This window comes from Sphingobacterium paramultivorum, assembly GCF_014109745.1.
GTDB classification, from domain to species: Bacteria; Bacteroidota; Bacteroidia; order Sphingobacteriales; family Sphingobacteriaceae; genus Sphingobacterium; species Sphingobacterium paramultivorum.
Window position 1 is genome coordinate 1,834,179 of record NZ_CP058555.1, and the last position, 23,962, is coordinate 1,858,140.

Consider the following 23,962-nt stretch of genomic DNA (forward strand, 5'->3'; position numbering starts at 1 on the left):
ATCCCGCCTGCACATTTGCTACACCTAGGAAATAAACCCTTTTACATATTGTTTTGTTATTTCATTTTGAGGATTTAACAGAACCTGCTCTGTTGGGCCAAACTCAAGGATCTCGCCCCCGTAAACAAAAAGGACATAATCAGACACGCGTCTTGCCTGTCGCAAGATGTGCGTCACCAATACAATGGTATAATCTTTCTTCAATTCAATTAATAATTCCTCAATTTTAGCAGTAGAAAGTGGATCTAATGCAGATGTCGATTCATCCCCAAGGATAATCTCAGGTTCTACAGCCAAACCTCTTGCAAGACAAAGCCTTTGTTGCTGACCAATGGACAATCCGCTAGCCGAATGTCCGAGGCGATCCTTGACTTCGTCCCATAGAGCCACATTTCGCAATTGTGTTTCCACAATTATGTCCAACTCCTTTTTGCTTCGAGTACCATGTATACGAGGACCATAAGCCACATTGTCATAGATCGACATTGGTAGCGGATAAGGTTTTTGGGACAAAAGTCCCATTTTCTTACGAATATGCGTTACTTCAGCATTTCTACCATAAATATCCTCACCATTAACGAGAACCGAACCCGTTATTTCAACACCTTTAGTATCGTCTACCAATCTATTAAGCGTCTTCAAAAGCGTTGTTTTCCCACAACCTGAAGGACCAATAATAGATGTGACACTATTGTTTGGTAGCGCGAGGTTGATATTTTTGAGTATATGTCGCCCGTCAATATAAACGTTAAGATCCTTGATTTCAATATGTGGATTGATCAAGGGATTTGTTATCGACGATTTTTTTGTTTCGATTGAAGGATATGAGTGCATACTACAATAATTAAAATAATGATTGTTAAAACTAAAGCTGAAGCATAAGCGCGCCCCTGAACTTCAGGAATAGGACTACTTAACTGAAAAAATATGGCCAATGGCAACGTTGCTGCCGGTTCATCAATATATTTTGGAAGATTATCACTAAAACCTGTTGTCAATAAAACGCCTGCAACATCACCAATAGCACGCCCAAAAGCCAACAAAATTGCAGTAAGAAGCCCTGTTCGGACACTCCTTAGCATGACCTTAGCCAATTCCCAGCGTGTTGTCCCTAGGGAAAGAGTAACATTCTTTAGGTCTTCAGGAATGGTTTTGATCAATTCGTCCACAGTACGAACCACAATTGGAATCGTTAGCAGTGTCACTGTAATGATACCCCCCAATAGCGATGCTCGAATACCTAAATAAACCATAATTCCAAAACCAACAGCCCCATAAACAATAGAAGGAACACCATACAATACATCAAACAACAATTTAGAAAGTTGAGTCACTTTTGATTTCGCTCCCAAATAAACATTAAGGTACAACGAAATCGGAATTCCTATAATTGCAGACAGGGCTGTTGCCACACCTGCTAAATAAAGAGAACCCAAAATCGCATTCAAAATCCCACCTTCCTTTCCAATATAAAATCCACCTTTTGGCAACTGACTAACCATCGCCCAACTGAGATAAGGAAGCCCCTTATACAAGATAGTTCCTACGATAAAAAATAGGGAAGCAGTGACAGTTATCCCAGAGAGATGCATAAAACCTTTGGCTACCTTTTCACTCAATAGCCGTCTTTTCGTATTATCCATGCTGAGCTCCTTCCAGTCGTCTCAATATAAGACGAGATATTAAATTAAAAACAAATATGATCACGAACAGCAGCAACGCTGAGAACATTAATGCAGATTCATAAAGCGGAATTGACATCATTTCCCCAAAATTATTGGCTATTAATGCTGGAATTGGATATCCCGCATCAAATACCGAAGTCGGCACCTTTGCAACATTGCCACAGACCATCAATACCGCTATTGTTTCACCAAAGGCTCTAGATGTTGACAAAACAATGGCAGCAACAATACCCGGCCTAGCTTTTTTCAGAATAACATGTTTGATGGTATCCCATTTTGTCGCACCTAAAGATAGCGAGGCCGCCTTTAAGTCATAGGGAATGGTCTGAAGTACCTCAACCATGATGGAGATCATGATGGGAAAGATCATCACCGCTAATACAATACCGCCAGCAAGCACAGAATATCCAGAGGTTACAACACCAAAGATCGGCGCTATATACAACTGAATCAAGGGTACAATAAACAAGACACCCCAGACTCCATAAAGTACAGGTGGTATTGCAGCCAAGATATTGACCAAAGGAAGCATCATATTCTTTAAAGCATCCGAAGCATATTCAGTTAAGTAAACAGCAGTCAGTATACAAAGTGGAATCGCAATAATAAGAGAAATCAAGGTAACGGCAAGCGTGCCTGCAATAAAAGGCAAAAAGCCAAACGACCCTTTCATTGGTGACCAAACCTTATCGGTTAACAGTTGAAAGATATTACTGTATTCAAATAACGGAATCGATTTTATGGTTAAACCAACCGCAATAATCACCACAACTGAAAGTGAAATCAGTAAGAGGAGCAAAGTGGATCGCTTGACCAATATATCTTTAACGAGACGAGTATTTAGCATGCTATAACTTATTAAGTTCTTCTTTTATCAGTGTTTCATTTAGTGGGACATAACCATTTTCAAGGAGCTGCGATTGCGCCTGTTTCTGGAGCACAAAAGAAATAAACTCCTTCAACAGAAGGGATTCGGTCTTATTACGCGTTACAAAGGTTAACTCTCTTGAAGGTGGAGCAGGGTATTTCCCTGTAGCAACGGCCTCTGTCAAATTAGATAGTGTACCATAAAACTGCTCATTATCTTCAACATGTCCATTTTTATTCAGATCCAAAGGAACAACAGCAATACGGTCAAAGACCTTGTTAGTTTTTAGATTATAAACGTAATTAATGTTATTGAATCCAATCCCATTGATATCATCCTTAATAGCTTGGGCAATCCCGGGATCACCAAAAATGCCAATACCTTGCAGATCTTCCTGCTTATGACCAAAAAATTTGGCCCATGTTTCAGCTGCTCCAGCAGCATCCGAACGCACATACACGTTGATAGGATCCGCCGTAAACTGAGAATCAATTTCTTTCCAGGTCTTAAACTTTCGATTCACAAAAATATTCAGCAATTCTTCGCGACTCAAACCACGCTTCAAAATAGTAGGATAATTAGGGTTGTCAGGATTGATCGTACAGATAACGGCGTCTTTTGCAACAATAATTGGAACAGCCCCTTTTTTTATTTCCTGCTCATGTAGATCTCTAGATACCATCCCAATATCAACCATCCCTGTAAGAACATCTGCAATTCCTTTTCCAGCACCTCCAGCTGAAATATTGAAGCGAACATTGGGGTGTATTTTTTTAAAATCTTCACTCCAAACCAGTGCCAAAGGATAAAGGGCAAATGCACCGGACAAAGAAATATTACCTTCAAAACCATGTTCCTTGCTGTAACCATTTTTAACTTTCGGCGCACAGGAAGTCATTTTAAATACGATTACATAGCTTAAAATCAGAACTATAAAACACTTTCTTATCATTACACCTAAAAGTCTACAGGTTTTGTATATTAAATTTTATAGGGCAAATATATATTAATTTGGTAGATATTATAGAATATTAAAAAAATATTTTTACATTTGACCCTGAGAAAAGAATACTAAATCAATAGATTTTATTTGTTATATGCAAAGCTTCCGCACAGAATTAGAAAACCCAATCGTGGAAAAGGAAATTATCGAACTTGAAAAAAAGATTCGATTGTTCCATGAGGGCAAAATTGCCGACGAGAAATTTAGATCGTTGCGTTTGGCTAGGGGGGTATATGGACAAAGACAACCTGGAGTTCAAATGGTTCGTATAAAACTTCCATTTGGAAAGGTTACGTTTAAGCAATTGAACAAAATTGCAGCGATATCAGACGAATACGCAAGCCGCAACCTGCACCTGACCACACGTCAAGATATACAGATTCATTACGTTAGCCTTGACCGTACACCGGAACTTTGGTCCAAATTGGCAGAAGACGATATTACATTACGTGAAGCTTGTGGGAATACAGTCCGTAATGTCACCGCTTCTCCAAGTTCAGGAATCGATCCAAAGGAACCTTTTGATGTTTCGCCATATGCTCAGGCTACCTTTGAATATTTTTTACGTAATCCAGTATGTGCGGAAATGGGACGAAAATTCAAAATGTCATTTTCCGCCAGTGATGAAGACACGGCGTTTTCCTATATTCATGACCTTGGTTTTATTCCAAAAATAAAAGTTGTCAATGGTGTGGAAACTAGGGGTTTTAAAGTGCTATTGGGTGGGGGATTGGGATCTCAGCCTTTCTTAGCATCAGTAACAAGCGAGTTTCTACCAGAGGATGAACTGATCCCCTATATAGAAGCTACACTTCGTGTCTTTGATCGTTATGGCGAAAGAAATAACCGCAATAAAGCTCGATTCAAATACCTTATTCAGAAATTAGGGTTAGAAGAAGTGCTAAATTTAATTGAAGCCGAAAAAATTGCGACGAAGGTGAAAAGCTATCCGATCGACCGAACCAAAATCGAACAGCCATTACCACCAGACGACAGCCAGTTATCAGCTATTGATCTAGATAGCGACCTAAACTATCAGGTCTGGAAGGGCACCAATACATTCGGACAAAAACAAGACGGATATTATGGTGTCTATGTACGGGTATCCACGGGTGATATTGGTACAGATAAAGCACGTGCGTTGGTTGCTGGTCTGAACAATTTGGTCGCTGACGATATCCGTATCACGCAAAACCAAAGCTTACTGCTAAAATACGCAACAGAAAAGTCACTGCCACATATTTATCAATTACTTAAATCTTTGGATCTAGCTCAGGTCGGTTTTGATAGTACAGCAGATGTAACAACTTGCCCTGGTACGGACACCTGTAATCTAGGCATCTCAAACAGTACCGAAATGGCCCGGGTTATTGAATCTTATATCGCTGAATTTCATCAAGATTTTGTCTTTAATCGTGATTTAAAAATCAAAATTTCGGGCTGTATGAATTCTTGCGGCCAACATGGTCTGGCACATATTGGCTTTCATGGTAGTTCAGTCAAAGCGGAAGGCAAAGTGGTTCCTGCAGCACAAGTTATGCTTGGCGGTGGAACAATTGGCAATGGTGAAGGGCGTGTTGCAGAGCGTATTATCAAAGTACCAACAAAAAGAGTCTTACATGTTGTAGAATGGGTGCTAAATGATTATAAAAAAAATGCGGAAGCAAATGAAAATTTCCATGCTTACTACGACAGACAAAGTAAGAATTACTTTTATAATCTTTTAAAACCGCTATCGGATCTGACCAATCTCGCTGAAGACGAATTTGTCGACTGGGGGCATGAAGGAACTTTCCAAACGGCAATCGGGGTTGGCGAGTGTGCGGGTGTCGTTATTGACTTGGTTGCCACATTGATCTATGAGGCGGAAGAAAAGTTGCAATGGGCAAATGAAACATTTCAAGAATCCAAATTCTCGGATGCAATTTATCATGCCTATAATGCCTTTGTACAAGCAGCAAAAGCCCTATTATTGGATAAGGGAGTTAGCGCAAGCACACAAAATATCGTAATAAACGAATTCCAAACACATTTCGTGGAAACAGGTGAATATAATTTTGACAAAACGTTTCCGGAATTAGTCTTACAGATTAGTAAAAATGAACCAACGGAGCATTTTGCAATCAACTACCTTCAGGAAGCAACGAAGTTTATCAATGGAGTCTATCAACGTAAAAATTTAAAACCAGTATTGGTATAGGAGGGAATAGGTATGTCAATAAAAGCAAAAGTAACATTAGTCGGAGCAGGTCCGGGTGACCCGGATCTGATCAGCCTAAAGGGCATCAAAGCAATAGAAAAAGCAGATGTCATTTTATACGATGCCTTGGTGAATGAAGAATTACTGGATTACGCACAGGCTGAATGCATCAAGATATACGTTGGAAAACGAGCAGAACAACTCTCTACTTCACAGGATGAAATTAATCGCCTTTTGGTGGATTATGCCTTAAACTATGGCCATGTTGTCCGTCTAAAAGGTGGTGATCCATTTGTTTTTGGCCGTGGTGGAGAAGAAATTGATTACGTACAACAATATGGTATTGAAACGGCAGTTGTGCCGGGTATTTCCTCCGCAATTGGGCTTACCGGACTACAACAACTTCCATTAACTTACCGGGGAATCAGTGAGAGCTTTTGGGTCATTACAGGTTCCAAATCGGACGGCTCACTGTCAACAGATCTTTATCTGGCGGCAGAATCCAAGGCCACTGTCGTTGTCTTGATGGGCTATGGAAAATTGGCAGAGATCGTGGAAATTTACCGTCAAAGAAATCTGCACAATTTACCAATAACCTTAATTCAAAATGGTTCATTGCCTAATGAAAAGGTTGTAATGGGTACTATCGATAATATTCTTGACGAATCAACAGAGAAAAGGGTCGGCGTACCGGCGATTATTGTAATCGGCGAGGTCGTTGCTAAGCATCGTTCATTCCAACACATTAAAGAAAAAGCTTTAGCTTTATAGATATGAACCAGCTATTTCCAATATTCGTCAAACTAAATCAAATTGACACCTTACTTGTTGGAGGCGGGAAAGTTGCATTGGAAAAATTTCAGGCTTTAATATCCAATGATGAAAGCTTAAAACTGACCATTGTGACTAGGGAAATCATCCCAGAATTTGAGGAACTATTGCAAAATTACGCACAAATTCAGCTCAACATTCGTCCTTTTGCACCAGATGACCTTACGGACAAACAACTTGTCATTGCGGCAACCAATAACATTGAGCTTAACGAGCAGTTGCGTAATTTAACAAGGCAAAATAACATACTATTTAATGCCGCGGACAAACCCGAATTATGCGACTTCTATCTCGGATCCATTGTAAAAAAAGGCAACCTGAAAATAGCCATTTCCACCAATGGTAAATCACCAACGATTGCCAAAAGGGTGAAGGAACTATTAAATGACCTGCTACCGGAGGAAATTGACGAAACACTGTCGCTCATGAGTACTTATCGAGAGCAGCTTAGAGGAGATTTCGAATACAAAGTAAAGCAGTTGAACGAGCATACCAAAAATATATTACGTTATGAACGTTAAGGAAATTAAAGAAATTATTGGCAAAAAAAAAGGAGTGGAGCTCTTACAAACAATAGCCTCCTTATTTCCTAATGAGGTAGTTTTTTCGACCTCTTTCGGTATTGAAGATCAAGTAATCACGGAATGGGTCGGTAAAAATAATATCAATATCGAAATATTCACGCTGGATACTGGACGACTGTTCAAAGAAACCTATTCCCTGTGGAACCGTACCTTGGAGCGCTATCATTTGCACATCAAAACCTATACTGCTGATACAACATTGTTGGAAGATTTTATCAGCAGAAAAGGCCCAAACTCCTTCTATGAGTCGGTTGAGAATCGAAAGGAATGTTGTAGGATAAGGAAAATTGAACCTTTACAACGTGCGATTAAAGGAAAAAAAATTTGGATAACGGGCATCCGATCAGATCAATCCATCAATCGCCACGATATGGACTTTATCGAATACGATGAAGCAAACCAAATCATCAAAATCCATCCTTTATTTGACTGGACTTTTGAGGAAGTAAAAAAATATTGTAAAGAACAATATATCCCTTACAATGTGCTGCACGACAAGGGTTTCCCAAGTATCGGTTGTCAACCTTGTACAAGAGCGGTACAAGAAGGAGAGGACTTCCGCGCTGGTAGATGGTGGTGGGAAGATCAAAGTAAAAAAGAATGTGGTTTGCACGGTGTTAAATCATAAAATAGCGAAGCAGAAACCCAAATTCATTAAATCAAATTTTATTATTTCAGAGAATGGACTATTTAGATCATTTAGAAGCGGAAGCAATATATATTTTAAGAGAGGTAGCCGGACAATTTGAAAAACCAGCGCTATTATTCTCTGGTGGTAAGGACTCGATTACACTTGTTCACTTGGCAAAAAAAGCATTTAGACCGGGTAAATTTCCTTTCCCATTAGTTCACATTGACACTGGTCACAATTTTCCCGAAACAATCACTTTCAGGGATTCTCTGATTGAAGATATAGGAGAAAAACTTATTGTTGGTTATGTTCAAGACAGCATTGATCAAGGGAAAGTTGTTGAACAAAAGGGAAAAAATGCAAGTCGAAATGCCTTGCAGACAGTTACCTTACTCGATACAATCTCAAAACATGGTTTTGACGCTTGTATCGGTGGCGCACGTAGGGACGAAGAAAAAGCCCGTGCCAAGGAAAGAATCTTCTCAGTGCGTGACGAATTTGGACAATGGGATCCCAAACGCCAAAGACCTGAGCTTTGGAGCATCTTTAATGGCAAAATAAATAAGGGTGAAAATGTCCGCGTGTTTCCCATTTCAAATTGGACCGAGCTCGATGTTTGGAATTATATTAAACGCGAACAGATCGCATTGCCATCTATCTATTTCAGCCATGAACGGGAGGTTATTACCCGCAATGGGCAATTGATGGCTGCCGCCTCATTCTTAAATATCGATGCAGAGGATAATATAGAACGTAAATCTGTACGTTTCAGAACTGTGGGTGACATGACTTGTACAGCAGCGGTAGATTCAACGGCAACTGAGCTAGATGATATTATCGCTGAAATCAAGGCCTCAACGGTAAGTGAACGTGGTGCCAGAATGGACGACAAAGTATCTGAAGCAGCTATGGAAGAACGTAAAAAACAAGGATACTTTTAATTCAAATCAAACACCTGATATTGACAACAATGAATATATTGAAATTTATAACGGCCGGTTCTGTAGATGATGGTAAAAGTACCTTGATTGGCCGATTACTATACGACACAAACTCCATTTTGGATGACCAATTGGAAGCTATACAACGTGCCAACCGGAAAAATGACGACGGGACAGTAGACTTGGCCATATTGACTGATGGACTTAAAGCTGAACGCGAACAAGGGATAACAATCGATGTAGCATATAAATATTTCCAGACTGAACAGCGAAAATATATTATAGCCGATGCTCCAGGACATATCCAATACACCAGAAACATGGTAACTGGCGCTTCCAATTCCGATCTTATAATCATTTTGGTTGACGCTAGAAAAGGCGTAATAGAGCAAACAAAACGCCATTCTTTCATTGCTAAATTATTGGCCATGAAACAAGTTTTGGTCTGCATTAACAAGATGGATATGGTCGATTATAGCGCTTCTGTTTTCGAACAGATCAAAGCCGATTATTTAACTTTAGCAACTAATCTCGGACTTAAGGATATTGATTTCATACCTGTTTCAGCCTTAAAAGGAGACAATATTGTCCATAAGTCCGAAAGAATGAGCTGGTATGCAGGCGAATCTTTATTGGATTACCTGGAAAATGTAGAAATTCACGAACAGGAAGCAGCCAGTTGGCGGTTTCCCGTCCAATGGGTTGTAAGACCACAAACAGAAGATTTGCACGATTATAGAGGTTATGCAGGCCGCGTACTAGGAGAGGGCTTAACGGTTGGTGACCAGGTCATTGTTTATCCAGCAGAAACATATAGCACAATTCAAGCGATTGAATTAAACGGACAACAACTTCAACGGGCTGAAAACGGACAATCTGTCATTGTACACCTCAGTGATGATGTTGATACTAGTCGTGGCGATACCATTGCGAGTGTAGAACATCCACCGAAGTTTGAGCGTAATATTCAAGCAAATTTATGTTGGTTCGACAATAAACCTTTGGATACAGAACAAGTTTATCTTGTCCAAAGCCACAGTAAATTAACCAAAGTTAAGATAGTAGATGTGTTGTATAAATTTGATATCAATACACAGGAAAAAATATATAGCGACCCGATCAAACTCAATGATATTGGTCGAATAGCCATTAAATCCGCTGAGAATCTAGTATTTGATTTGCAGCAGGAAAATGCTGCAAATTCTCAAGCCATTGTTATTGATCCACGGACAAATCTAACCGTTGGAGCTTTAATGATTCAAGCTGTCGATTAATATTTTTTAAACGTAAATATTCAACCTAAATATTTTTCAAGGAACTCAGACATTGTCTGAGTTCCTTTTTTTACGAAGTTTAACTAACAGGGCAGGTCCCGATTTAAGATATTTAACATAATATAAATTATAAACAAATAATGTACAAAGAGGGCGTAGGCATCCGGATTAAAACTAAGCTGAATATTTGCCAAATAATCAGTAAAAAGCATTAGATGTTAGATATTTTATAATTATAGACCTCATTTTAAAGTATTTTATCAAAATAGAATTATTTTCGTTTTTCAATAACAAAAATCGAACAAAATACAGTTAATACATCACTACACACACATTTCACCAACGAATCATCGATTTTAAACGAAAAATATAAAATATGAAATTTCATTAAAACAGATTAATATTTGTAAATAATTAACAAATATTGGTTTTTCATTAAAAAATACATAAATTAGTGCCAGCCAAAGGGAAATTTTACTAATTAAAACATGTCAAAAAATTTTAACGAGTTCATCTCAATCGTTGAGAAACGCAATCCAAATGAACCAGAATTCTTACAAGCTGTAAAAGAAGTTACCGAGGATTTATTTCCTTATATTACCGAAAACCATCCTGAATTTTTCAACCAAAAGATTCTTGAAAGACTGACTGAACCAGAGCGGATTATATCCTTCCGTGTAACTTGGTTGGATGATAACCACCAGGTACAGGTAAATCGTGGTTATCGAGTTCAAATGAACAGTTCAATCGGTCCATATAAAGGCGGTCTCCGCTTCGCTCCTTCTGTTAACCAAAGTATTTTAAAATTCCTCGCTTTTGAGCAAGTATTTAAAAACAGCTTAACAGGACTGCCAATTGGTGGTGGTAAAGGGGGCTCTGATTTTGATCCTAAAGGTAAAACAGATAATGAAATTATGCGTTTTTGTCAAAGCTTTATGACTGAACTTTATCGTCATATTGGCGCAGATACAGATGTTCCTGCGGGAGATATTGGCGTTGGTGGACGTGAAATTGGCTTCTTATTTGGTCAATTTAAACGACTTCAAAACAATTTTACAGGGGTTCTAACGGGTAAAGGTGAATTATGGGGTGGATCATATATTCGTCCTGAAGCTACTGGTTATGGGCTTCTATATTTTGTTGACTGTATATTCAAATATCAAGGAAAATCTTTACAAGGTAAAGTAGCGACAGTATCTGGTGCTGGCAACGTAGCCTTTTACGCTGTTGAAAAAGCCGTTCAACTTGGCGCCAAAGTAATTACAGTTTCAAATAGTTTGGGTACACTTTATGATCCTGATGGTTTTGATGCTGAAAAAATGGCATTTGGGGCTACTTTGGGAAGAAACCTCGATCAATATCCTGCACGTTATCCGAATGCCCAGTTCTTACCTGGTCAAAAGCCTTGGCAATTTAAATGTGATATCGCATTACCATGTGCAACACAAAATGAATTAGAAGAATCGGATGCTAAAGCGCTTGTAGCAAATGGTTGTATCTGCGTAGCTGAAGGTGCTAATATGCCTTCTACTGCAGAAGCTATTAAAGTTTTTCTAGACGCAAAAATCAGTTTTGCTCCTGGTAAAGCTGCGAATGCTGGTGGTGTTGCTGTCAGTGGCCTGGAAATGTCTCAAAACTCAATCCGTACACAATGGTGTACAGAAGAAGTTGACAACCGCTTAAAAACTATTATGGAAAGCATTCACGAAACTTGTTTGAAATATGGGCAAGACAGTGGATTCGTTAATTATTTGAAAGGTGCCAATATTGGTGGTTTTATAAAAGTCGCTAACGCGATGAAAGCACAAGGTATCGTATAACACGCCTTTTTCTAATCATATCATAATCCTGAGCGCTCAAATGCATTGCATTTGGGCGTTTTTTTATATTTTTATGCTAATTTTAAAAAACACGAAATTTACATGAGATTAATAGCTGAACTCCCCCATCCCGATTGCAAGATTTCAATTTTTGGTATGAATCAAAAATTCATTATTAAATTCGAGCAAGGAAACTTAGAACAATCCTATAAAATTGCAGAAATGGATATAATTGGCGGTGTAAATGGGGTCTTTGATTTACTCGACGAAGAATTTCTAAAAAGTGTGATCGATCAATTCGCATCGATGCGCCAATCTTTTAACAGTGCTTACAGTAGATACGAATAAAAAATCCATGCTGAACTATATCTATTTTGTGGCATTTTGGGCCTGCCAAATTATTTCATCTATCCTGTTTAAACTTGGCGGGATACATCCAAAGTATAAATGGACAACTTTAATTATTGGAAACATTATTCTTTTATCGGCAAGTTGGTTTCTTGTACAGTTATTTAAAAATGTCTCTCAACCTATCGTAATTGCCTTATGTTCTGGCGGTACATTTTTGACCGTCCAGTTAGCGATGGCGCTATATTTTAAAATTCCATTGAGCTGGCAGCAAGTATTGGGTATGTTTGTCATTATTTCAGGTATGGTTTTGATTACTTTTGGAGGTAAAGAAACGACCTAAGCTATGCTGAGATTAGTTATAGATCTGTTTATTTGTTATAGTAAAACTCATCTATAACTAATGAACCTGCCAATTGTTGGTTAAAACGATCTAGATCGTTCATTTTGCCAGAAATATCATACATTACCTCCAACTTACCATTGATCTTTTCAATAATACGCCTGGTAGCTTTAATCTTAAAATCCAATGCCAACTGTTCAAACTCATGTAAGTGATAAAACTCATTGGAACTAAATTTCACGTGTAGAGAACGGATTAGGTAATAACGAGCCAGAAGAATTTCGATCCGCTGAAAAAGTGCGAGTATTACCACCATAAAGACAGCAAAGGAAATGGCATAAACCAATTGCCCCAATCCGGCAAACATGCCAATACCAGCTGTCGCCCAAATAACGGCCGCTGTTGTGAGACCGCTAACAGATAGCTTACCTTTAAAGATCACACCTGCGCCAATAAAGCCTATACCAGTCACAATATTTGCAGCAACGCGATCCGTACTATTTCCAATAAACAAACAGGAGGCAATAGTAAACATCGCCGAACCGAAACAAATAAGCACTACCGTTCGAAATCCAGCAGATTTATTCCTATACTCACGTTCAAAACCAATTAAACTGCCACACAAAATTGAAGTGACAGCGTTTAACAGAGGCTCACTAGTCAAAAAGTTAATAATATTCTCCATACTAAACTTTGCAGAAAGATGAAACATGGAGCTGCGAATGTTCGGAGCTCCATGCAATTTAGGCTATAGATAAGCGTAAGTTATACCATCGCCCCCACGATCCTGATGCTCGTCCTCAAAACGGCTTACATGGCTATATTTACGAAGGTAGTCGCGAATAAATTTGCGCAAAATACCATCACCTTTACCATGAATAATTTTTAAGGATGGATAACCTATCATGACAGCCCGATCCAGAACACGTTCTAATTCATTCAGTGCGTCTTCTGTGCGCATGCCTCTTAAATCAAGTTCTGGTTTAAAATCAGCTACACTACCAGAAGATAGTGATTTTGATAGGCTTTTTGCAGACTTCTTCCCTTCCCGACCTTCGAGTTTAAGCACATTCTTTCGCTTTTGAACAGTACGCAATTCACCCATGGCAAGAATAAGATTGTTCTTTGCAATTTCGACAATCTGCGCTTCAGCACCATTATCTATAATCTGTACCCAATCCCCAATATTTAATACGGTGGATTCAGGCATTTTCTCTTTGACGATTTGCTTTGCTGGTTTTTGCTCTTTGGGGAGAACAGCTTGAAGTGCCTGATCCAAATTGCTGCGCAACTCACGTGTTTTCTCTTTGTCCGCTTTTGCAGATTTGATCTGTGCTACCGTATTTTCGATTAACTTATTCGAACTTTTAATAATCTGCTGTGCTTCCTCTTTCGCCTTCTTCAAAATCACGCGCTTATTTTCTTCCAAATAACTTTGCAATTCCAAATACTCCGATTTAATTGACTCCAGTTCCTTCTCGCGCTTATTAATAGCAACTTTTGTATCAAACACCTCTTTCTTTTCTCGTTCAAGATCGATCAATAGTGTATCTACCTTCTTCTGTTGAACACCAATTTTACTTTTAGCAGATTCCAAAATATCCTTACTTAATCCTATTTTCTGCGCGATTTCGAAAGCATAAGAGCTTCCTGGCTTGCCAATTTGAAGGATATACATCGGTTTCATTTCGCGATTGTCAAATAACATTGAAGCATTTTCCAAACCCGTCGTGTTACTAGCAAATACTTTAAGATTTGAATAGTGTGTTGTCACAACTCCCCTAATTTGTTTTTTGCTAAGTGATTCCAATACAGCCTCAGCAATAGGTCCGCCAAACAAAGGGTCAGTACCTGTTCCAAACTCATCGATCAGTACCAAAGTACGCCCGTTTGCAAATTCTGTAAAATATTTCATCTTGGACAGATGTGCACTGTAGGTACTTAAATCACTCTCAATGGATTGATCATCGCCTATATCTGCAAATATTTGCTTAAAAACACCGACTTTACTTGTCGGTTCCGCTGGTATTAATAAGCCCGATTGCACCATGATTTGCAACAGACCAACCGTTTTCATACATACAGATTTCCCTCCCGCATTTGGCCCTGAGACAACAATAATGCGTTGAATATTATCGATTTGAATATTCAACGGAACAACAGTATGATGCTGATTCAGCAATAGAAGCGGGTGTCGACCATTGACCAAATTAATCTCGGCCTCCTTCGATAACTCGGGCATCTCCGCCTCAATATCCAAGGCAAAAAGTGCTTTCGCGCGCACAAAATCTACTTTGGTCAATAGGCTATGATAGGAAAGCAATAGCGGAATATGTGGTCGGACCTTGTCCGTTAGCTCCACTAAAATACGGATGACCTCACGTCTACGTTCAAACTCTAAATCCCTAATCTTATTGTTTAACTGAAATACTTCTTCAGGTTCTATATAAGCTGTTTGTCCCGTAGCTGACTCATCATGAATCAAACCTTTGAGCTTTCTTTTATTTTCCGCAAGAATAGGAATACAGAGCCTTCCATCCCGTATCGTCAGATTCCCGTCCGCTGTCCAGCCACTGTCCTGTGCGCTCTTAAAGATACTATTGATACGTTTAAGTGCCTCCTGTTCTGCTCGTTGAATCTGTTGGGTTATTTCCAATAGTAATCGGGAAGCATTATTTTTAAGCTTTCCACGTTCATCAATGACCATTTCGATATCGCGAATAATCCCCTTTTCGATCGGTAAATGTTCAAACAATATTTCTAGATTGGGATAGAGTCCTTCCCGTTCATTAAAATAACGAATAATCGCGTAAACAGTCTTGAGGGATAATAACACCCGAAAGAATTCATCCTCGAATAAAAATGCTCCCTCAACCCGAGCCTTCTCAATAATGGATCTAAGCGGAAAGAAATTTTCAACTGGAAATGCGCCATCATTCATTAGAAGATCCTTAAACTCGCTGGTCTGTCTTAAAAATCGGTCGATTTGGTCAAACCGGGTTTGAGGTTGAATTTTTTCAACTAGCTCACGCCCCGACTCGCTTAAGCATTTTTGTTTTATTTTATCTTTTATCTCGGAAAATCCGAGTTTATCAATTGCATTTATTGGATATACCATAGAAATTATATTCTTTGATGGTTAAAGTTTCGTCGGCGGCTTGATATGTTGCGGCGGCGTAAGAATTGGTCTTTTTTCCAATTCATTTGTTGGTAATTGTGGCTCCACACGCTTTTGTGTCACAACAGTATCCTTGACTGAAGTACCAGGTGTTTTCAGTTTGGAAGCTGTATCTTTCTGTGGAGAAGGTGATTCAATTGGTAAATTTGAATTACCAACCGACAATTGGTTCATGAGATAGCCGTTCAAGCTTATACCAGTCTTTGTCTGAAAGCTTGTATTAAACAAGGAAGAAGCTTCTCTAAAGTTGAATTTCGTCTTATTTGGCAGATAATGGATAAGGGCTGCAATTCGTTCCTGATAAGCCTGCTGTGCACGCATAACGCGATTGGTGCTATCTTGAATACGCATATTCTGTATTGAATCGCGCGTTCGAATTGAATCTTGTTTTTTACGTTCTATATCTGCGTAAATCTTATTCTCCTTCGTTAAATTATCCTCCACTTTTTTATAAATCGCAGACATCACTTCAGCATCCTTACCATAATAGTCTAAATTCTTTCGAAAAGAAATCGAATCCAATCCATATTTATCAAAGGTCACTTGATACAATGGCAACATCACTTTACGTGCACTATCAATGGGTAAAATATTAAGATAAGAGTCTGTCAGCTGAATTTCTGTCAATGCATCCACAAACTTACTTTGAGAGATAATATCTTTCCCCCCAGTTCCGACACAAGAACCAAATAAAAAAATCACTGCAAGTAGATTCAGTATTAATCGTAGCATTTCGTAGTTTTGTACAAATTTACAAAAAGCACCGACATTTGGCACTTTTTACATCATCAAAACTATATCGGAAATGAGTATTGCTAATAATTTAGAAACGTTAAGATTGGAAACCGAGGCTGTTGGGGTACAACTTGTAGCAGTTTCAAAAACAAAATCCAATTCGGACATTATGGAAGCCTATGAGGCAGGACAACGTATCTTTGGTGAAAATCATGTTCAAGAATTAGTTGAAAAAGCAGAGCTTTTACCTAAAGATATTCAGTGGCATATGATTGGTCACCTTCAAACAAATAAGGTTAAATATATTACACCATTCATCAGCTTAATTGCGTCAGTTGATTCATTAAAATTATTAAAAGAGATTAACAAACATGCTCAGAAAGCGAAGCGTACAATCGACTGTTTGTTGCAGGTATATATTGCAGAAGAAGAAACAAAATTTGGTTTCGACCATGCTGAGCTAGTTGAGCTTCTTCGCGACGACGAGTTTCTAGAATTAAAAAATATTCGAATTTGTGGCTTAATGGGCATAGCATCCAATACGGATAAAGAAAAAGTCATTAAAGCTGAATTCTATGAGTTAAAAATGTTATTCGATGGGATTAAGGCAAGTTTTTATCGGAAGGAAGAGTATTTCAATATTCTCTCCATGGGGATGTCTTCAGACTATAAGCTGGCGATTGAAGAAGGTTCAACAATGGTACGCATCGGAAGCACAATATTTGGTAAAAGAGTAATCAAGCACTTCAAAAACAATGATTAAAGCAACCATACGAGAGGCAATTGACAATGATTGCCCACAAATGCTCGAGCTGATTAAAGAATTGGCTATTTTTGAAAAAGCACCAGACGAAGTCACAGTATCACTTGAAGAATTTAAAGATGCAGGCTTTGGAAAGAATCCCGTTTGGGGCGCATTTGTTGCTGAAGTGGATAGCGAAATTGTCGGAATTTCATTATATTATGTCCGATATTCGACGTGGAAAGGCAGAAGACTCTATTTGGAGGATCTGATTGTCACCGAAAGAATGCGAGGTCTGGGGATAGGAAAACTGCTTTTTGATAAAACTTTAGCTTACGGTAAACAATGTGGATTCCATGGCATGGTATGGCAAGTCCTCGATTGGAATGAGCCCGCTATAAAGTTTTATGAAAAATATAAAGCAAACTTTGATGCCGAATGGATCAATGTGTCAATCACTTATTAAATAACAGAGATAATCTATTCAATGCGATTTTACTTTTCTTTAATAGTATTAGTTATCAGCTGTTTGCTGTCCGCTTGCAATGACCACAAAAAGGCCGCTATAGCGACACAGCCCACAGACACACTCTCCTATAGTCAAAAAAGCATAGATGAGCATAGCAATTATTTTCTAAAAGAAGATGATCGACTGGATACAACGTATTTTCGCGCAAAATACCCTGTTTTTCAAGAAGATAATATTAATGAACTTATCACCACTATTGTTCATCTCGAAGGCGACACAAGTATGCAGGAGGCCGCCCGTCGTTTTATTAATTCTTACAATGAATATGTGGAGGATAATAACGGCAAATCCACTTCAACCTGGAACCGGGACCTACAGGTCGATGTGATTGCCAATACTCCTGTTTTTCTGGGACTAAGGACAAAGCAGGACGAATACACGGGCGGTGCACATGGTGACCACTTTACCCTTTATTCAAACTTCGATAGACAGTCAAACAAACAGATTATGATTGATGACATTATTCAGAAAGAGAATAAAGATAAATTTGTCAAAATCGCTGAGCAATATTTCCGCAAACAAGAAGGGTTAAGCACGGACGATTCTTTAAGTGGAAAGTATTTTTTTGAAGATGGTAGGTTTTCGCTCGCAGATAATTTTACGTTTGAAAAGGACGATATTCTATTTTATTATAACGTATATGAGATCAAATCCTATGCGGAGGGAAATACAGAATTACGTATTCCCTACACGACATTCAAACATTTGATTTCGGACAAAGGATTACATTATATAAATAGTATCAATTAGCAATCAACTAAACTAATAAATAAATGCAGGTTTTTAAATTTGGGGGCGCATCAGTAAAGGATGCAGAAAGTGTCAGAAATTCAGCGCGGATTATTTCAAAATACAAGGGCGAAGCCTTGTTAGTTGTCATATCAGCGATGGGAAAGACAACAAACCTTCTAGAAAAATTGACCAAAGAATATTTTAACAATACTGGCAACCAATTTCAGACATTGGAAGAGGCCAAAGAATTTCACTTTCATATCCTTCGAGAATTATTTCCTGAGGCTGAACACCCTATATTTGATGAAATTTCTAACTGCTTTGTGGAGATCGAGTGGATTTTAGAGGAGGAACCTCAAGATTCATATGACTATCTTTTCGATCAAATTGTATCGATGGGTGAACTTATCTCGACAAAGATCGTGGCAGCTTATGTTGCTTTTATCGGTGAAAAGGTAAAATGGCTCGATGCGCGTGATTATATATTCACAGACAATACGTATCGCGAAGCAGTTGTAGACTGGAATAAAACTGAAGAAAAAATTCGCACGGAGCTGCCTGCAATACTTGACGAATATATCGTGATTACGCAAGGTTTTTTGGGCTCTACCTCTGAAAATTTCACAACTACTTTGGGTCGTGAAGGCTCCGATTATTCGGCTGCGATCTTTGCTTCCTGCCTAAATGCCGAAAATGTAACGATTTGGAAAGACGTTCCGGGTGTACTTAATGCCGATCCAAAATGGTTTGAGAAAACCGAGCTAATTCCCGAGTTATCCTATACGGATGCCATCGAACTTACCTATTATGGTGCAACGGTCATTCACCCTAAAACCATCAAACCATTACAGAATAAGAAAATCGCATTGAACGTACGTTCCTTTGTCGACCCCGATTCTCCGGGTACTATGATAAAAAGTACGAATCAAACCTTACCTGTTCCTTCTTTCATATTCAAGGTAAATCAAATTTTTATTTCCATCTCTCCAAGGGACTTCTCTTTTATCGTGGAAGATAATTTAAGAGATATCTTCAATCTATTCTACGAGCATCGTATCAAAATCAATATGATGCACAACACAGCTATCAATTTCACCGTTGCAGTAGATGATACTGGAAAAAATCTGGTGGACTTAATCAATGAGCTGGAGCAAAGATTCAAAGTCAAATATGAATCCGGACTCGAGCTTATTACAATTCGTTATTACAATCAAGAAACAATTGATCGCGTTTTGGTTGATAAGCAAGTTATTAGTGAATTAAAGGATACATATACCTGTCAGCTTCTCGTAAAGAAAATATAAATGAATACATTGATCCTTCAAGAGGAGATTCAACAGTTTTTAGAAAAAAACGCACTTGAGTCCCCTACTAAAATTGCATTAAAAAAATCTCCTTTTGAAGGAATATCGTCTTCCGAGCTTGCCGCACAACTCGACGGAAGACAACGGGCTAGCACAAAAATTCCCTTATGGGCGGAAACGCCAGGAATCTATTTTCCTGCCAAGCTTAACTTGGAGCAATGTTCTTCGGAAACAACGGCAGTATTCAAAAGTTCACTGATTAAAAAAGGTACAAGCTTAATTGATGCCACCAGTGGCTTTGGCGTAGATAGCTTTTATTTCTCAAAACAGGCTGCACAGGTTACGTCTTGCGAGCTAAATCCTGATTTGGCAGCGATCACAAAGCATAATGCCGCTTTATTAAAAGCGGATAACCTTCAGATCATTGCCGCTAACGGTGTCGATTATATTCTCAATGATCCAATCAAACAATTTGATTACATCTATTTAGATCCTTCGAGAAGAGTTCAAAACAAAAAGGTCTTTTTATTGGATGAATGTGAACCTAATTTAGTGCAATTGCAGGATGACTTTTTTCAGCGCAGCAACACCATCATCAGCAAACTTGCACCACTATTGGATATCTCTTCTGCCATACAACAGCTGAGACATGTGAAAGATGTTTATGTTGTATCCTCACAAAATGACTGCAAAGAGCTTATTTTCGTGCAAGAAAAAGATCATGAAGGTGACGCCGTCATTCATGCCGTCAGATTATATCACGGACAGCAACAAGTTATCTCCTTCACCTATGAAAGTGAGCGCGCTCTCGTAAATGAATATAGCGAACCACTATCCTATTTATATGAACCAGATGTTGCTCTCTCCAAAGCTGGCGCCTTTAAAACGGTTGGCCAATTATTTGACATTAAAAAACTTCATAAAAACACGCATCTCTACACTTCCGATCAAAAGATCGAAAACTTTCCTGGTAAAACATTTATCGTAAAACAGGTAGAATCCTTTTCTGATTTCAAGAAAAACAAGAAATCATTGCAATCAGGGATCATTGCCAAAAATTTCCCGCTCAAAACAGAAGAGATTAAAAAGAAATTTAAAATCAAGGATGCTGGGGACTCCTTTTCTTTTTTTACGACAACCCTAAATGATCAATTTAGTGTCATACATACACAGCGAATACTAGAATAGACATTTTCATTACAATTGTCGAAAATCTTCTCCGTAATTTTAATGTATGGATAAAATAGCATTATCAGCATTGGATTTAGCTCCGATCAAAAAAGGGGAGCATACAGCGAGCGCGTTGGCTCGCACCGTAAAAATTGCCCGACATGTAGAAAAATTAGATTTTAAAAGAATATGGATGGCCGAACATCATAATATGGAATATATTGCCAGTTCAGCAACTTCACTCCTAATACAACATATCGCATCAAATACCAGTTCTATTCGCGTGGGTTCTGGTGGGATCATGTTGCCAAATCACGCTCCTTTAGTCATCGCAGAGCAATTTGGAACCTTAGAAACCTTATTTCCAGGGCGTATTGACCTAGGTTTAGGACGTGCACCAGGCACTGATCAATTGACCGCAATGGCTTTACGTAGAAACAACTTGAATACAGCCTTTCAATTTCCACAAGAGGTAAAAGACTTACAGCGCTACTTCAGTGCAGACAACTATGACGCAAAAGTACGTGCCTTTCCGGGAGAAGGACTGGATATTCCACTTTATATCCTCGGGTCAAGTACCGATAGTGCCTATTTAGCCGCTAGTCTAGGTCTTCCCTATGCTTTTGCAACGCATTTTGCTCCAGCTCAGTTTGCCTCAGCAAGCATGATCTATCATCAAAATTTTGTTCCTTCTAATGCATTGGAAAAGCCATATTTCATCTCTTGTGTCAATGTTATTGCTGCCGATAGTACCGAAGAAGCCAATTTTTTGGCAACCAGTTTCTATAATCTATTTGCTGGTATTGTGACAAATACCAGAAGGCCACTTTCAGAACCTACTCAAGAAGTTATCTATAAAGGCATTCCAGCTATAGAGCAAGCCGTGCAAAGTATGGCTTCCTGTGCATTTATTGGCGATGGCACTAAAATTCTTCCAGAAATAGAAAAATTCGTAAACGATCACAAAGTGGACGAGATCATGGCCACTTCCTATATCTTTGATAATGAAAAGTGTCTCCACTCGTTGTCATTGTTGAAAGAAATACTCACTTAAGGATCCAAGCTACTTTATATACGGTGAATTTTATATATTTAAACAAAATTCACCGTATATGAATGTTTTTTTCCCCCTCAGCCTAATATTGGGTTTGCTCTCCCTGCAGGCATGCACCAACCATACAACAAAACAACAGCAAGATCGACCTGATACAAAAAATGTATCAGACAGTCTAACGATATCGACTGTCGAAGACACAACATCTTCTATTTACCCAAAAGCAGATCCTTCAAAAGGTCAGATTTTCCTTGTTCGTAGTTACCGTATCTGGGAAAAGGAAGATCCAACGGCTGTCTTAAATAAAGATTGGTATGATATTTACGAAGAAAATGGCCAATACTATTTGGCAAAGGCGGATTATGTAATTAAAGATGGTTTTGATGATTGTGCTCAAGTGCCTTCTAAAAGTGTCGAATCACGAAGAAATTCTTTGTTATTCCTGAAATTTAGCGGCCTTAAGCCCGGTCTTATAGAACATGTTAAAATAAATCAGTCCGAGATTTGGCCAAAAGAATCCGTCCAGTATACTTTTAAGAACCAAAAAGTAAACCTTAAAGCACTAGGAGATATTAAATCCACTGAAGTGCAAACTGACGAAAATGGTCACGAGAAAGTATTTCATGAGGTTGCCAATTATAGACTCAACTATAGTGCAACTAATGGAAATAAAGAAAAGACACTTTTCCAGGTAGATCAATATGACCATGTGTTTATGAAGACATTATTTGTTGGAGATATTGACCGGGATGGCGCTCTCGATTTTATTTTTTCCAATCCAAGAAATTATGAGGAAGAGGCGCTATTGCTGTTGCTTTCAAATCATGGCAACCCACTGATTTTTGATGCAGAAGAACAGTTTGATTGTTAATAGAACGTGAAATGGGAAAAATAAACTATTACCTACATCGAATGCAATCCATTCATAGGGCACTGATTTCGGTCTGTATTTTTTTATTGATCTACTTCATCTCTCCCATTAAAACCATCCCCTTGCTCAATTTAATGTTGTGCTGGTTTGGTTTTTGTCTTTCCTACGTTTTTATATCTTGGTATATATTCTACACCACACCTATTTCTACAATTGCTCGAAAAGCACAGCAAGAAGATGGTAGTCGTCTCTTCGTATCCCTTTTTATTATTTTAGTGACCATAGGCTGTTTTATTTCAGTATTAATGATTATCATATCAAGTAAGGATAAACAGCTGAATGATGCTTACATTATCATTATTTGTATGCTAGCCATGTTGGCCTCATGGATATTGGTTCATACCATATATACCTTTCATTACGCACGCCTATACTACGAACATAATGCAGGTGGAACTGGACTGGAGTTTCCAGGAGATGATCAGCCAGATTATTTGGATTTTGCTTATTTTTCATTTGTAATGGGCTGTACCTTTCAAGTATCTGATGTGGGAGTCTCTTCAAAAAAAATAAGAAGAGTAGCATTATTTCACGGCCTCCTCTCCTTTGCTTTAAATACGTTTGTCGTTGCATTGACTATTAACATCATTTCTGGTTTGATCAATTGAGATTTTGGCCAAAAAAGCTTATTTTAGCACAAAAAATTACACACATGAAATTGTTCATCCCCTTAGCTGCGCTCAGTTTATCTATTATTCTAATCACCTCATGTGCAAAAAAAGATAACACAGGGGACGGATCTGCAGGGGCTTCCGGCAGTTTTATAGGCCGTGTTCAATATCAGGATAATTCATTGGATGTGGATCGGGATAATCGTTTGATACGTGTTTTACAAGTGAGCGGAAACACCTATAAAATTGAATTTTATACAGGCATTCCGAATATTACAGACTTTGTATTAAATAAAACAAATGATAGTACCTGGGTCTCTTCCGACACCACCGGCTTAAAAAACGTGACGATTGAGGGGAAAATGCTGACAATTAACTACCAGTCCAATAGTCAAAGCTGGAACGTTACGGATGCAGTACGTAAATAATAATCAATCTAAATTGTCAT

General features: G+C 38.5%; 25 protein-coding genes. 18 read left to right on the forward strand and 7 right to left on the reverse strand.

Annotated features, from left to right (window positions below; translation table 11 throughout):
• Window positions 1-24 precede the first annotated feature (24 nt).
• Genes HS960_RS07965 through HS960_RS07980 form a run of 4 tightly spaced genes read right to left on the reverse strand, consistent with a single transcriptional unit; the run spans window position 25 to window position 3,451 of the window.
• A complete protein-coding gene (locus HS960_RS07965) occupies window positions 25-834 on the reverse strand; it encodes a phosphate ABC transporter ATP-binding protein (RefSeq protein WP_153848816.1) in 810 nt (269 codons plus the stop codon).
• A complete protein-coding gene (locus tag HS960_RS07970) occupies window positions 792-1,643 on the reverse strand; it encodes a PstA family ABC transporter permease (protein ID WP_159726724.1) in 852 nt (283 codons plus the stop codon). Before HS960_RS07970 ends, HS960_RS07965 begins: the two co-directional genes overlap by 43 nt.
• Entirely contained in the window at window positions 1,636-2,532 is an 897-nt protein-coding gene (pstC, locus tag HS960_RS07975) for a phosphate ABC transporter permease subunit PstC (protein WP_153848818.1), read from the reverse strand. The genes HS960_RS07970 and pstC overlap by 8 nt, the downstream gene beginning before the upstream one ends.
• A 1-nt stretch (window position 2,533) precedes the next feature.
• Window positions 2,534-3,451 carry a PstS family phosphate ABC transporter substrate-binding protein gene (locus tag HS960_RS07980; RefSeq protein ID WP_228280248.1) on the reverse strand — a complete coding sequence of 306 codons (918 nt, stop codon included), beginning with the start codon at window positions 3,449-3,451 and terminating at the stop codon, window positions 2,534-2,536.
• 199 nt (window positions 3,452-3,650) lie between these two features.
• Between HS960_RS07980 and HS960_RS07985 the strand changes: the two genes are divergently transcribed.
• The 9 genes from HS960_RS07985 to HS960_RS08025 all read left to right on the forward strand — a co-directional run bounded on the left by HS960_RS07985 (window position 3,651) and on the right by HS960_RS08025 (window position 12,528).
• Entirely contained in the window at window positions 3,651-5,756 is a 2,106-nt protein-coding gene (locus HS960_RS07985) for a HEPN domain-containing protein (protein ID WP_182332058.1), read from the forward strand.
• A 12-nt stretch (window positions 5,757-5,768) separates the two neighbouring features.
• Window positions 5,769-6,527 (forward strand): uroporphyrinogen-III C-methyltransferase, encoded by a 759-nt coding sequence (gene cobA, locus HS960_RS07990; protein ID WP_182332060.1) that lies wholly within the window; start codon window positions 5,769-5,771, stop codon window positions 6,525-6,527.
• 2 nt (window positions 6,528-6,529) lie between these two features.
• Entirely contained in the window at window positions 6,530-7,108 is a 579-nt protein-coding gene (locus tag HS960_RS07995) for a precorrin-2 dehydrogenase/sirohydrochlorin ferrochelatase family protein (protein ID WP_153848822.1), read from the forward strand.
• A complete protein-coding gene (locus HS960_RS08000) occupies window positions 7,098-7,799 on the forward strand; it encodes a phosphoadenylyl-sulfate reductase (protein WP_159726730.1) in 702 nt (233 codons plus the stop codon). The genes HS960_RS07995 and HS960_RS08000 overlap by 11 nt, the downstream gene beginning before the upstream one ends.
• Before the next feature lie 53 nt (window positions 7,800-7,852).
• Window positions 7,853-8,743, forward strand: a complete 891-nt coding sequence (gene cysD / locus HS960_RS08005; protein WP_088161554.1) for a sulfate adenylyltransferase subunit CysD — start codon at window positions 7,853-7,855, stop codon at window positions 8,741-8,743.
• 29 nt (window positions 8,744-8,772) lie between these two features.
• Window positions 8,773-10,017 (forward strand): sulfate adenylyltransferase subunit 1, encoded by a 1,245-nt coding sequence (locus tag HS960_RS08010; RefSeq protein ID WP_182332062.1) that lies wholly within the window; start codon window positions 8,773-8,775, stop codon window positions 10,015-10,017.
• A 488-nt stretch (window positions 10,018-10,505) separates the two neighbouring features.
• A complete protein-coding gene (gene gdhA, locus HS960_RS08015; RefSeq protein ID WP_182332064.1) occupies window positions 10,506-11,837 on the forward strand; it encodes an NADP-specific glutamate dehydrogenase in 1,332 nt (443 codons plus the stop codon).
• Between the two features lie 102 nt (window positions 11,838-11,939).
• Window positions 11,940-12,185, forward strand: a complete 246-nt coding sequence (locus tag HS960_RS08020; RefSeq protein ID WP_153848492.1) for a hypothetical protein — start codon at window positions 11,940-11,942, stop codon at window positions 12,183-12,185.
• A gap of 7 nt (window positions 12,186-12,192) precedes the next feature.
• Entirely contained in the window at window positions 12,193-12,528 is a 336-nt protein-coding gene (locus tag HS960_RS08025; RefSeq protein WP_227550360.1) for a hypothetical protein, read from the forward strand.
• A 28-nt stretch (window positions 12,529-12,556) separates the two neighbouring features.
• Here the strand turns inward: HS960_RS08025 and HS960_RS08030 are convergent, their stop codons facing one another.
• The 3 genes from HS960_RS08030 to HS960_RS08040 form a co-directional block, all read right to left on the reverse strand.
• Window positions 12,557-13,213: an MgtC/SapB family protein gene (locus tag HS960_RS08030; protein WP_159726732.1), complete on the reverse strand. Its 657-nt coding sequence runs from the start codon at window positions 13,211-13,213 to the stop codon at window positions 12,557-12,559.
• A 63-nt stretch (window positions 13,214-13,276) separates the two neighbouring features.
• A complete protein-coding gene (locus HS960_RS08035; protein ID WP_159726735.1) occupies window positions 13,277-15,646 on the reverse strand; it encodes an endonuclease MutS2 in 2,370 nt (789 codons plus the stop codon).
• A 21-nt stretch (window positions 15,647-15,667) separates the two neighbouring features.
• The gene (locus tag HS960_RS08040) at window positions 15,668-16,438 is read right to left on the reverse strand and encodes a DUF4296 domain-containing protein (RefSeq protein ID WP_153848495.1); all 771 of its coding nucleotides are present in this window, start codon (window positions 16,436-16,438) and stop codon (window positions 15,668-15,670) included.
• A 73-nt stretch (window positions 16,439-16,511) separates the two neighbouring features.
• Between HS960_RS08040 and HS960_RS08045 the strand changes: the two genes are divergently transcribed.
• Genes HS960_RS08045 through HS960_RS08085 form a run of 9 tightly spaced genes read left to right on the forward strand, consistent with a single transcriptional unit; the run spans window position 16,512 to window position 23,942 of the window.
• Window positions 16,512-17,204, forward strand: coding sequence for a YggS family pyridoxal phosphate-dependent enzyme (locus tag HS960_RS08045; protein WP_153848496.1), 693 nt, complete (start codon window positions 16,512-16,514; stop codon window positions 17,202-17,204).
• Window positions 17,197-17,649 (forward strand): GNAT family N-acetyltransferase, encoded by a 453-nt coding sequence (locus tag HS960_RS08050; RefSeq protein ID WP_153848497.1) that lies wholly within the window; start codon window positions 17,197-17,199, stop codon window positions 17,647-17,649. Before HS960_RS08045 ends, HS960_RS08050 begins: the two co-directional genes overlap by 8 nt.
• 21 nt (window positions 17,650-17,670) lie before the next feature.
• Entirely contained in the window at window positions 17,671-18,462 is a 792-nt protein-coding gene (locus tag HS960_RS08055; RefSeq protein ID WP_153848498.1) for a DUF3298 and DUF4163 domain-containing protein, read from the forward strand.
• A 23-nt stretch (window positions 18,463-18,485) separates the two neighbouring features.
• On the forward strand, window positions 18,486-19,748 hold the full coding sequence (locus tag HS960_RS08060; RefSeq protein ID WP_153848499.1) for an aspartate kinase: 1,263 nt from the start codon (window positions 18,486-18,488) through the stop codon (window positions 19,746-19,748).
• Window positions 19,749-20,936 carry a THUMP-like domain-containing protein gene (locus HS960_RS08065; RefSeq protein ID WP_182332066.1) on the forward strand — a complete coding sequence of 396 codons (1,188 nt, stop codon included), beginning with the start codon at window positions 19,749-19,751 and terminating at the stop codon, window positions 20,934-20,936.
• A gap of 46 nt (window positions 20,937-20,982) precedes the next feature.
• Window positions 20,983-21,972 (forward strand): LLM class flavin-dependent oxidoreductase, encoded by a 990-nt coding sequence (locus HS960_RS08070; protein WP_182332068.1) that lies wholly within the window; start codon window positions 20,983-20,985, stop codon window positions 21,970-21,972.
• Between the two features lie 58 nt (window positions 21,973-22,030).
• Window positions 22,031-22,843, forward strand: coding sequence for a hypothetical protein (locus HS960_RS08075; RefSeq protein WP_153848502.1), 813 nt, complete (start codon window positions 22,031-22,033; stop codon window positions 22,841-22,843).
• An 11-nt stretch (window positions 22,844-22,854) separates the two neighbouring features.
• Window positions 22,855-23,511 carry a DUF1345 domain-containing protein gene (locus HS960_RS08080; protein WP_153848503.1) on the forward strand — a complete coding sequence of 219 codons (657 nt, stop codon included), beginning with the start codon at window positions 22,855-22,857 and terminating at the stop codon, window positions 23,509-23,511.
• Between the two features lie 44 nt (window positions 23,512-23,555).
• Window positions 23,556-23,942, forward strand: a complete 387-nt coding sequence (locus HS960_RS08085) for a hypothetical protein (RefSeq protein WP_088161542.1) — start codon at window positions 23,556-23,558, stop codon at window positions 23,940-23,942.
• The last annotated feature ends 20 nt before the right edge of the window (window positions 23,943-23,962 follow it).

Bases quoted from the DNA above. Each gene is read 5' to 3' on its own strand.
- HS960_RS08060 (WP_153848499.1), top strand. From the start codon at position 18,486: ATGCAGGTTTTTAAATTTGGGGGCGCATCAGTAAAGGATGCAGAAAGT.
- HS960_RS08030 (WP_159726732.1), bottom strand. From the start codon at position 13,213: ATGGAGAATATTATTAACTTTTTGACTAGTGAGCCTCTGTTAAACGCT.
- HS960_RS08020 (WP_153848492.1), top strand. From the start codon at position 11,940: ATGAGATTAATAGCTGAACTCCCCCATCCCGATTGCAAGATTTCAATT.
- HS960_RS08025 (WP_227550360.1), top strand. From the start codon at position 12,193: ATGCTGAACTATATCTATTTTGTGGCATTTTGGGCCTGCCAAATTATT.
- HS960_RS08010 (WP_182332062.1), top strand. From the start codon at position 8,773: ATGAATATATTGAAATTTATAACGGCCGGTTCTGTAGATGATGGTAAA.
- HS960_RS07980 (WP_228280248.1), bottom strand. From the start codon at position 3,451: ATGACTTCCTGTGCGCCGAAAGTTAAAAATGGTTACAGCAAGGAACAT.
- HS960_RS07995 (WP_153848822.1), top strand. From the start codon at position 6,530: ATGAACCAGCTATTTCCAATATTCGTCAAACTAAATCAAATTGACACC.
- HS960_RS08055 (WP_153848498.1), top strand. From the start codon at position 17,671: ATGCGATTTTACTTTTCTTTAATAGTATTAGTTATCAGCTGTTTGCTG.
- HS960_RS07965 (WP_153848816.1), bottom strand. From the start codon at position 834: ATGCACTCATATCCTTCAATCGAAACAAAAAAATCGTCGATAACAAAT.
- HS960_RS08080 (WP_153848503.1), top strand. From the start codon at position 22,855: ATGGGAAAAATAAACTATTACCTACATCGAATGCAATCCATTCATAGG.
- HS960_RS08045 (WP_153848496.1), top strand. From the start codon at position 16,512: ATGAGTATTGCTAATAATTTAGAAACGTTAAGATTGGAAACCGAGGCT.
- HS960_RS08035 (WP_159726735.1), bottom strand. From the start codon at position 15,646: ATGGTATATCCAATAAATGCAATTGATAAACTCGGATTTTCCGAGATA.
- HS960_RS08085 (WP_088161542.1), top strand. From the start codon at position 23,556: ATGAAATTGTTCATCCCCTTAGCTGCGCTCAGTTTATCTATTATTCTA.
- HS960_RS08070 (WP_182332068.1), top strand. From the start codon at position 20,983: ATGGATAAAATAGCATTATCAGCATTGGATTTAGCTCCGATCAAAAAA.
- HS960_RS08040 (WP_153848495.1), bottom strand. From the start codon at position 16,438: ATGCTACGATTAATACTGAATCTACTTGCAGTGATTTTTTTATTTGGT.
- HS960_RS07970 (WP_159726724.1), bottom strand. From the start codon at position 1,643: ATGGATAATACGAAAAGACGGCTATTGAGTGAAAAGGTAGCCAAAGGT.
- HS960_RS07985 (WP_182332058.1), top strand. From the start codon at position 3,651: ATGCAAAGCTTCCGCACAGAATTAGAAAACCCAATCGTGGAAAAGGAA.
- cysD (WP_088161554.1), top strand. From the start codon at position 7,853: ATGGACTATTTAGATCATTTAGAAGCGGAAGCAATATATATTTTAAGA.
- HS960_RS08065 (WP_182332066.1), top strand. From the start codon at position 19,749: ATGAATACATTGATCCTTCAAGAGGAGATTCAACAGTTTTTAGAAAAA.
- HS960_RS08050 (WP_153848497.1), top strand. From the start codon at position 17,197: ATGATTAAAGCAACCATACGAGAGGCAATTGACAATGATTGCCCACAA.
- HS960_RS08075 (WP_153848502.1), top strand. From the start codon at position 22,031: ATGAATGTTTTTTTCCCCCTCAGCCTAATATTGGGTTTGCTCTCCCTG.
- pstC (WP_153848818.1), bottom strand. From the start codon at position 2,532: ATGCTAAATACTCGTCTCGTTAAAGATATATTGGTCAAGCGATCCACT.
- gdhA (WP_182332064.1), top strand. From the start codon at position 10,506: ATGTCAAAAAATTTTAACGAGTTCATCTCAATCGTTGAGAAACGCAAT.
- cobA (WP_182332060.1), top strand. From the start codon at position 5,769: ATGTCAATAAAAGCAAAAGTAACATTAGTCGGAGCAGGTCCGGGTGAC.
- HS960_RS08000 (WP_159726730.1), top strand. From the start codon at position 7,098: ATGAACGTTAAGGAAATTAAAGAAATTATTGGCAAAAAAAAAGGAGTG.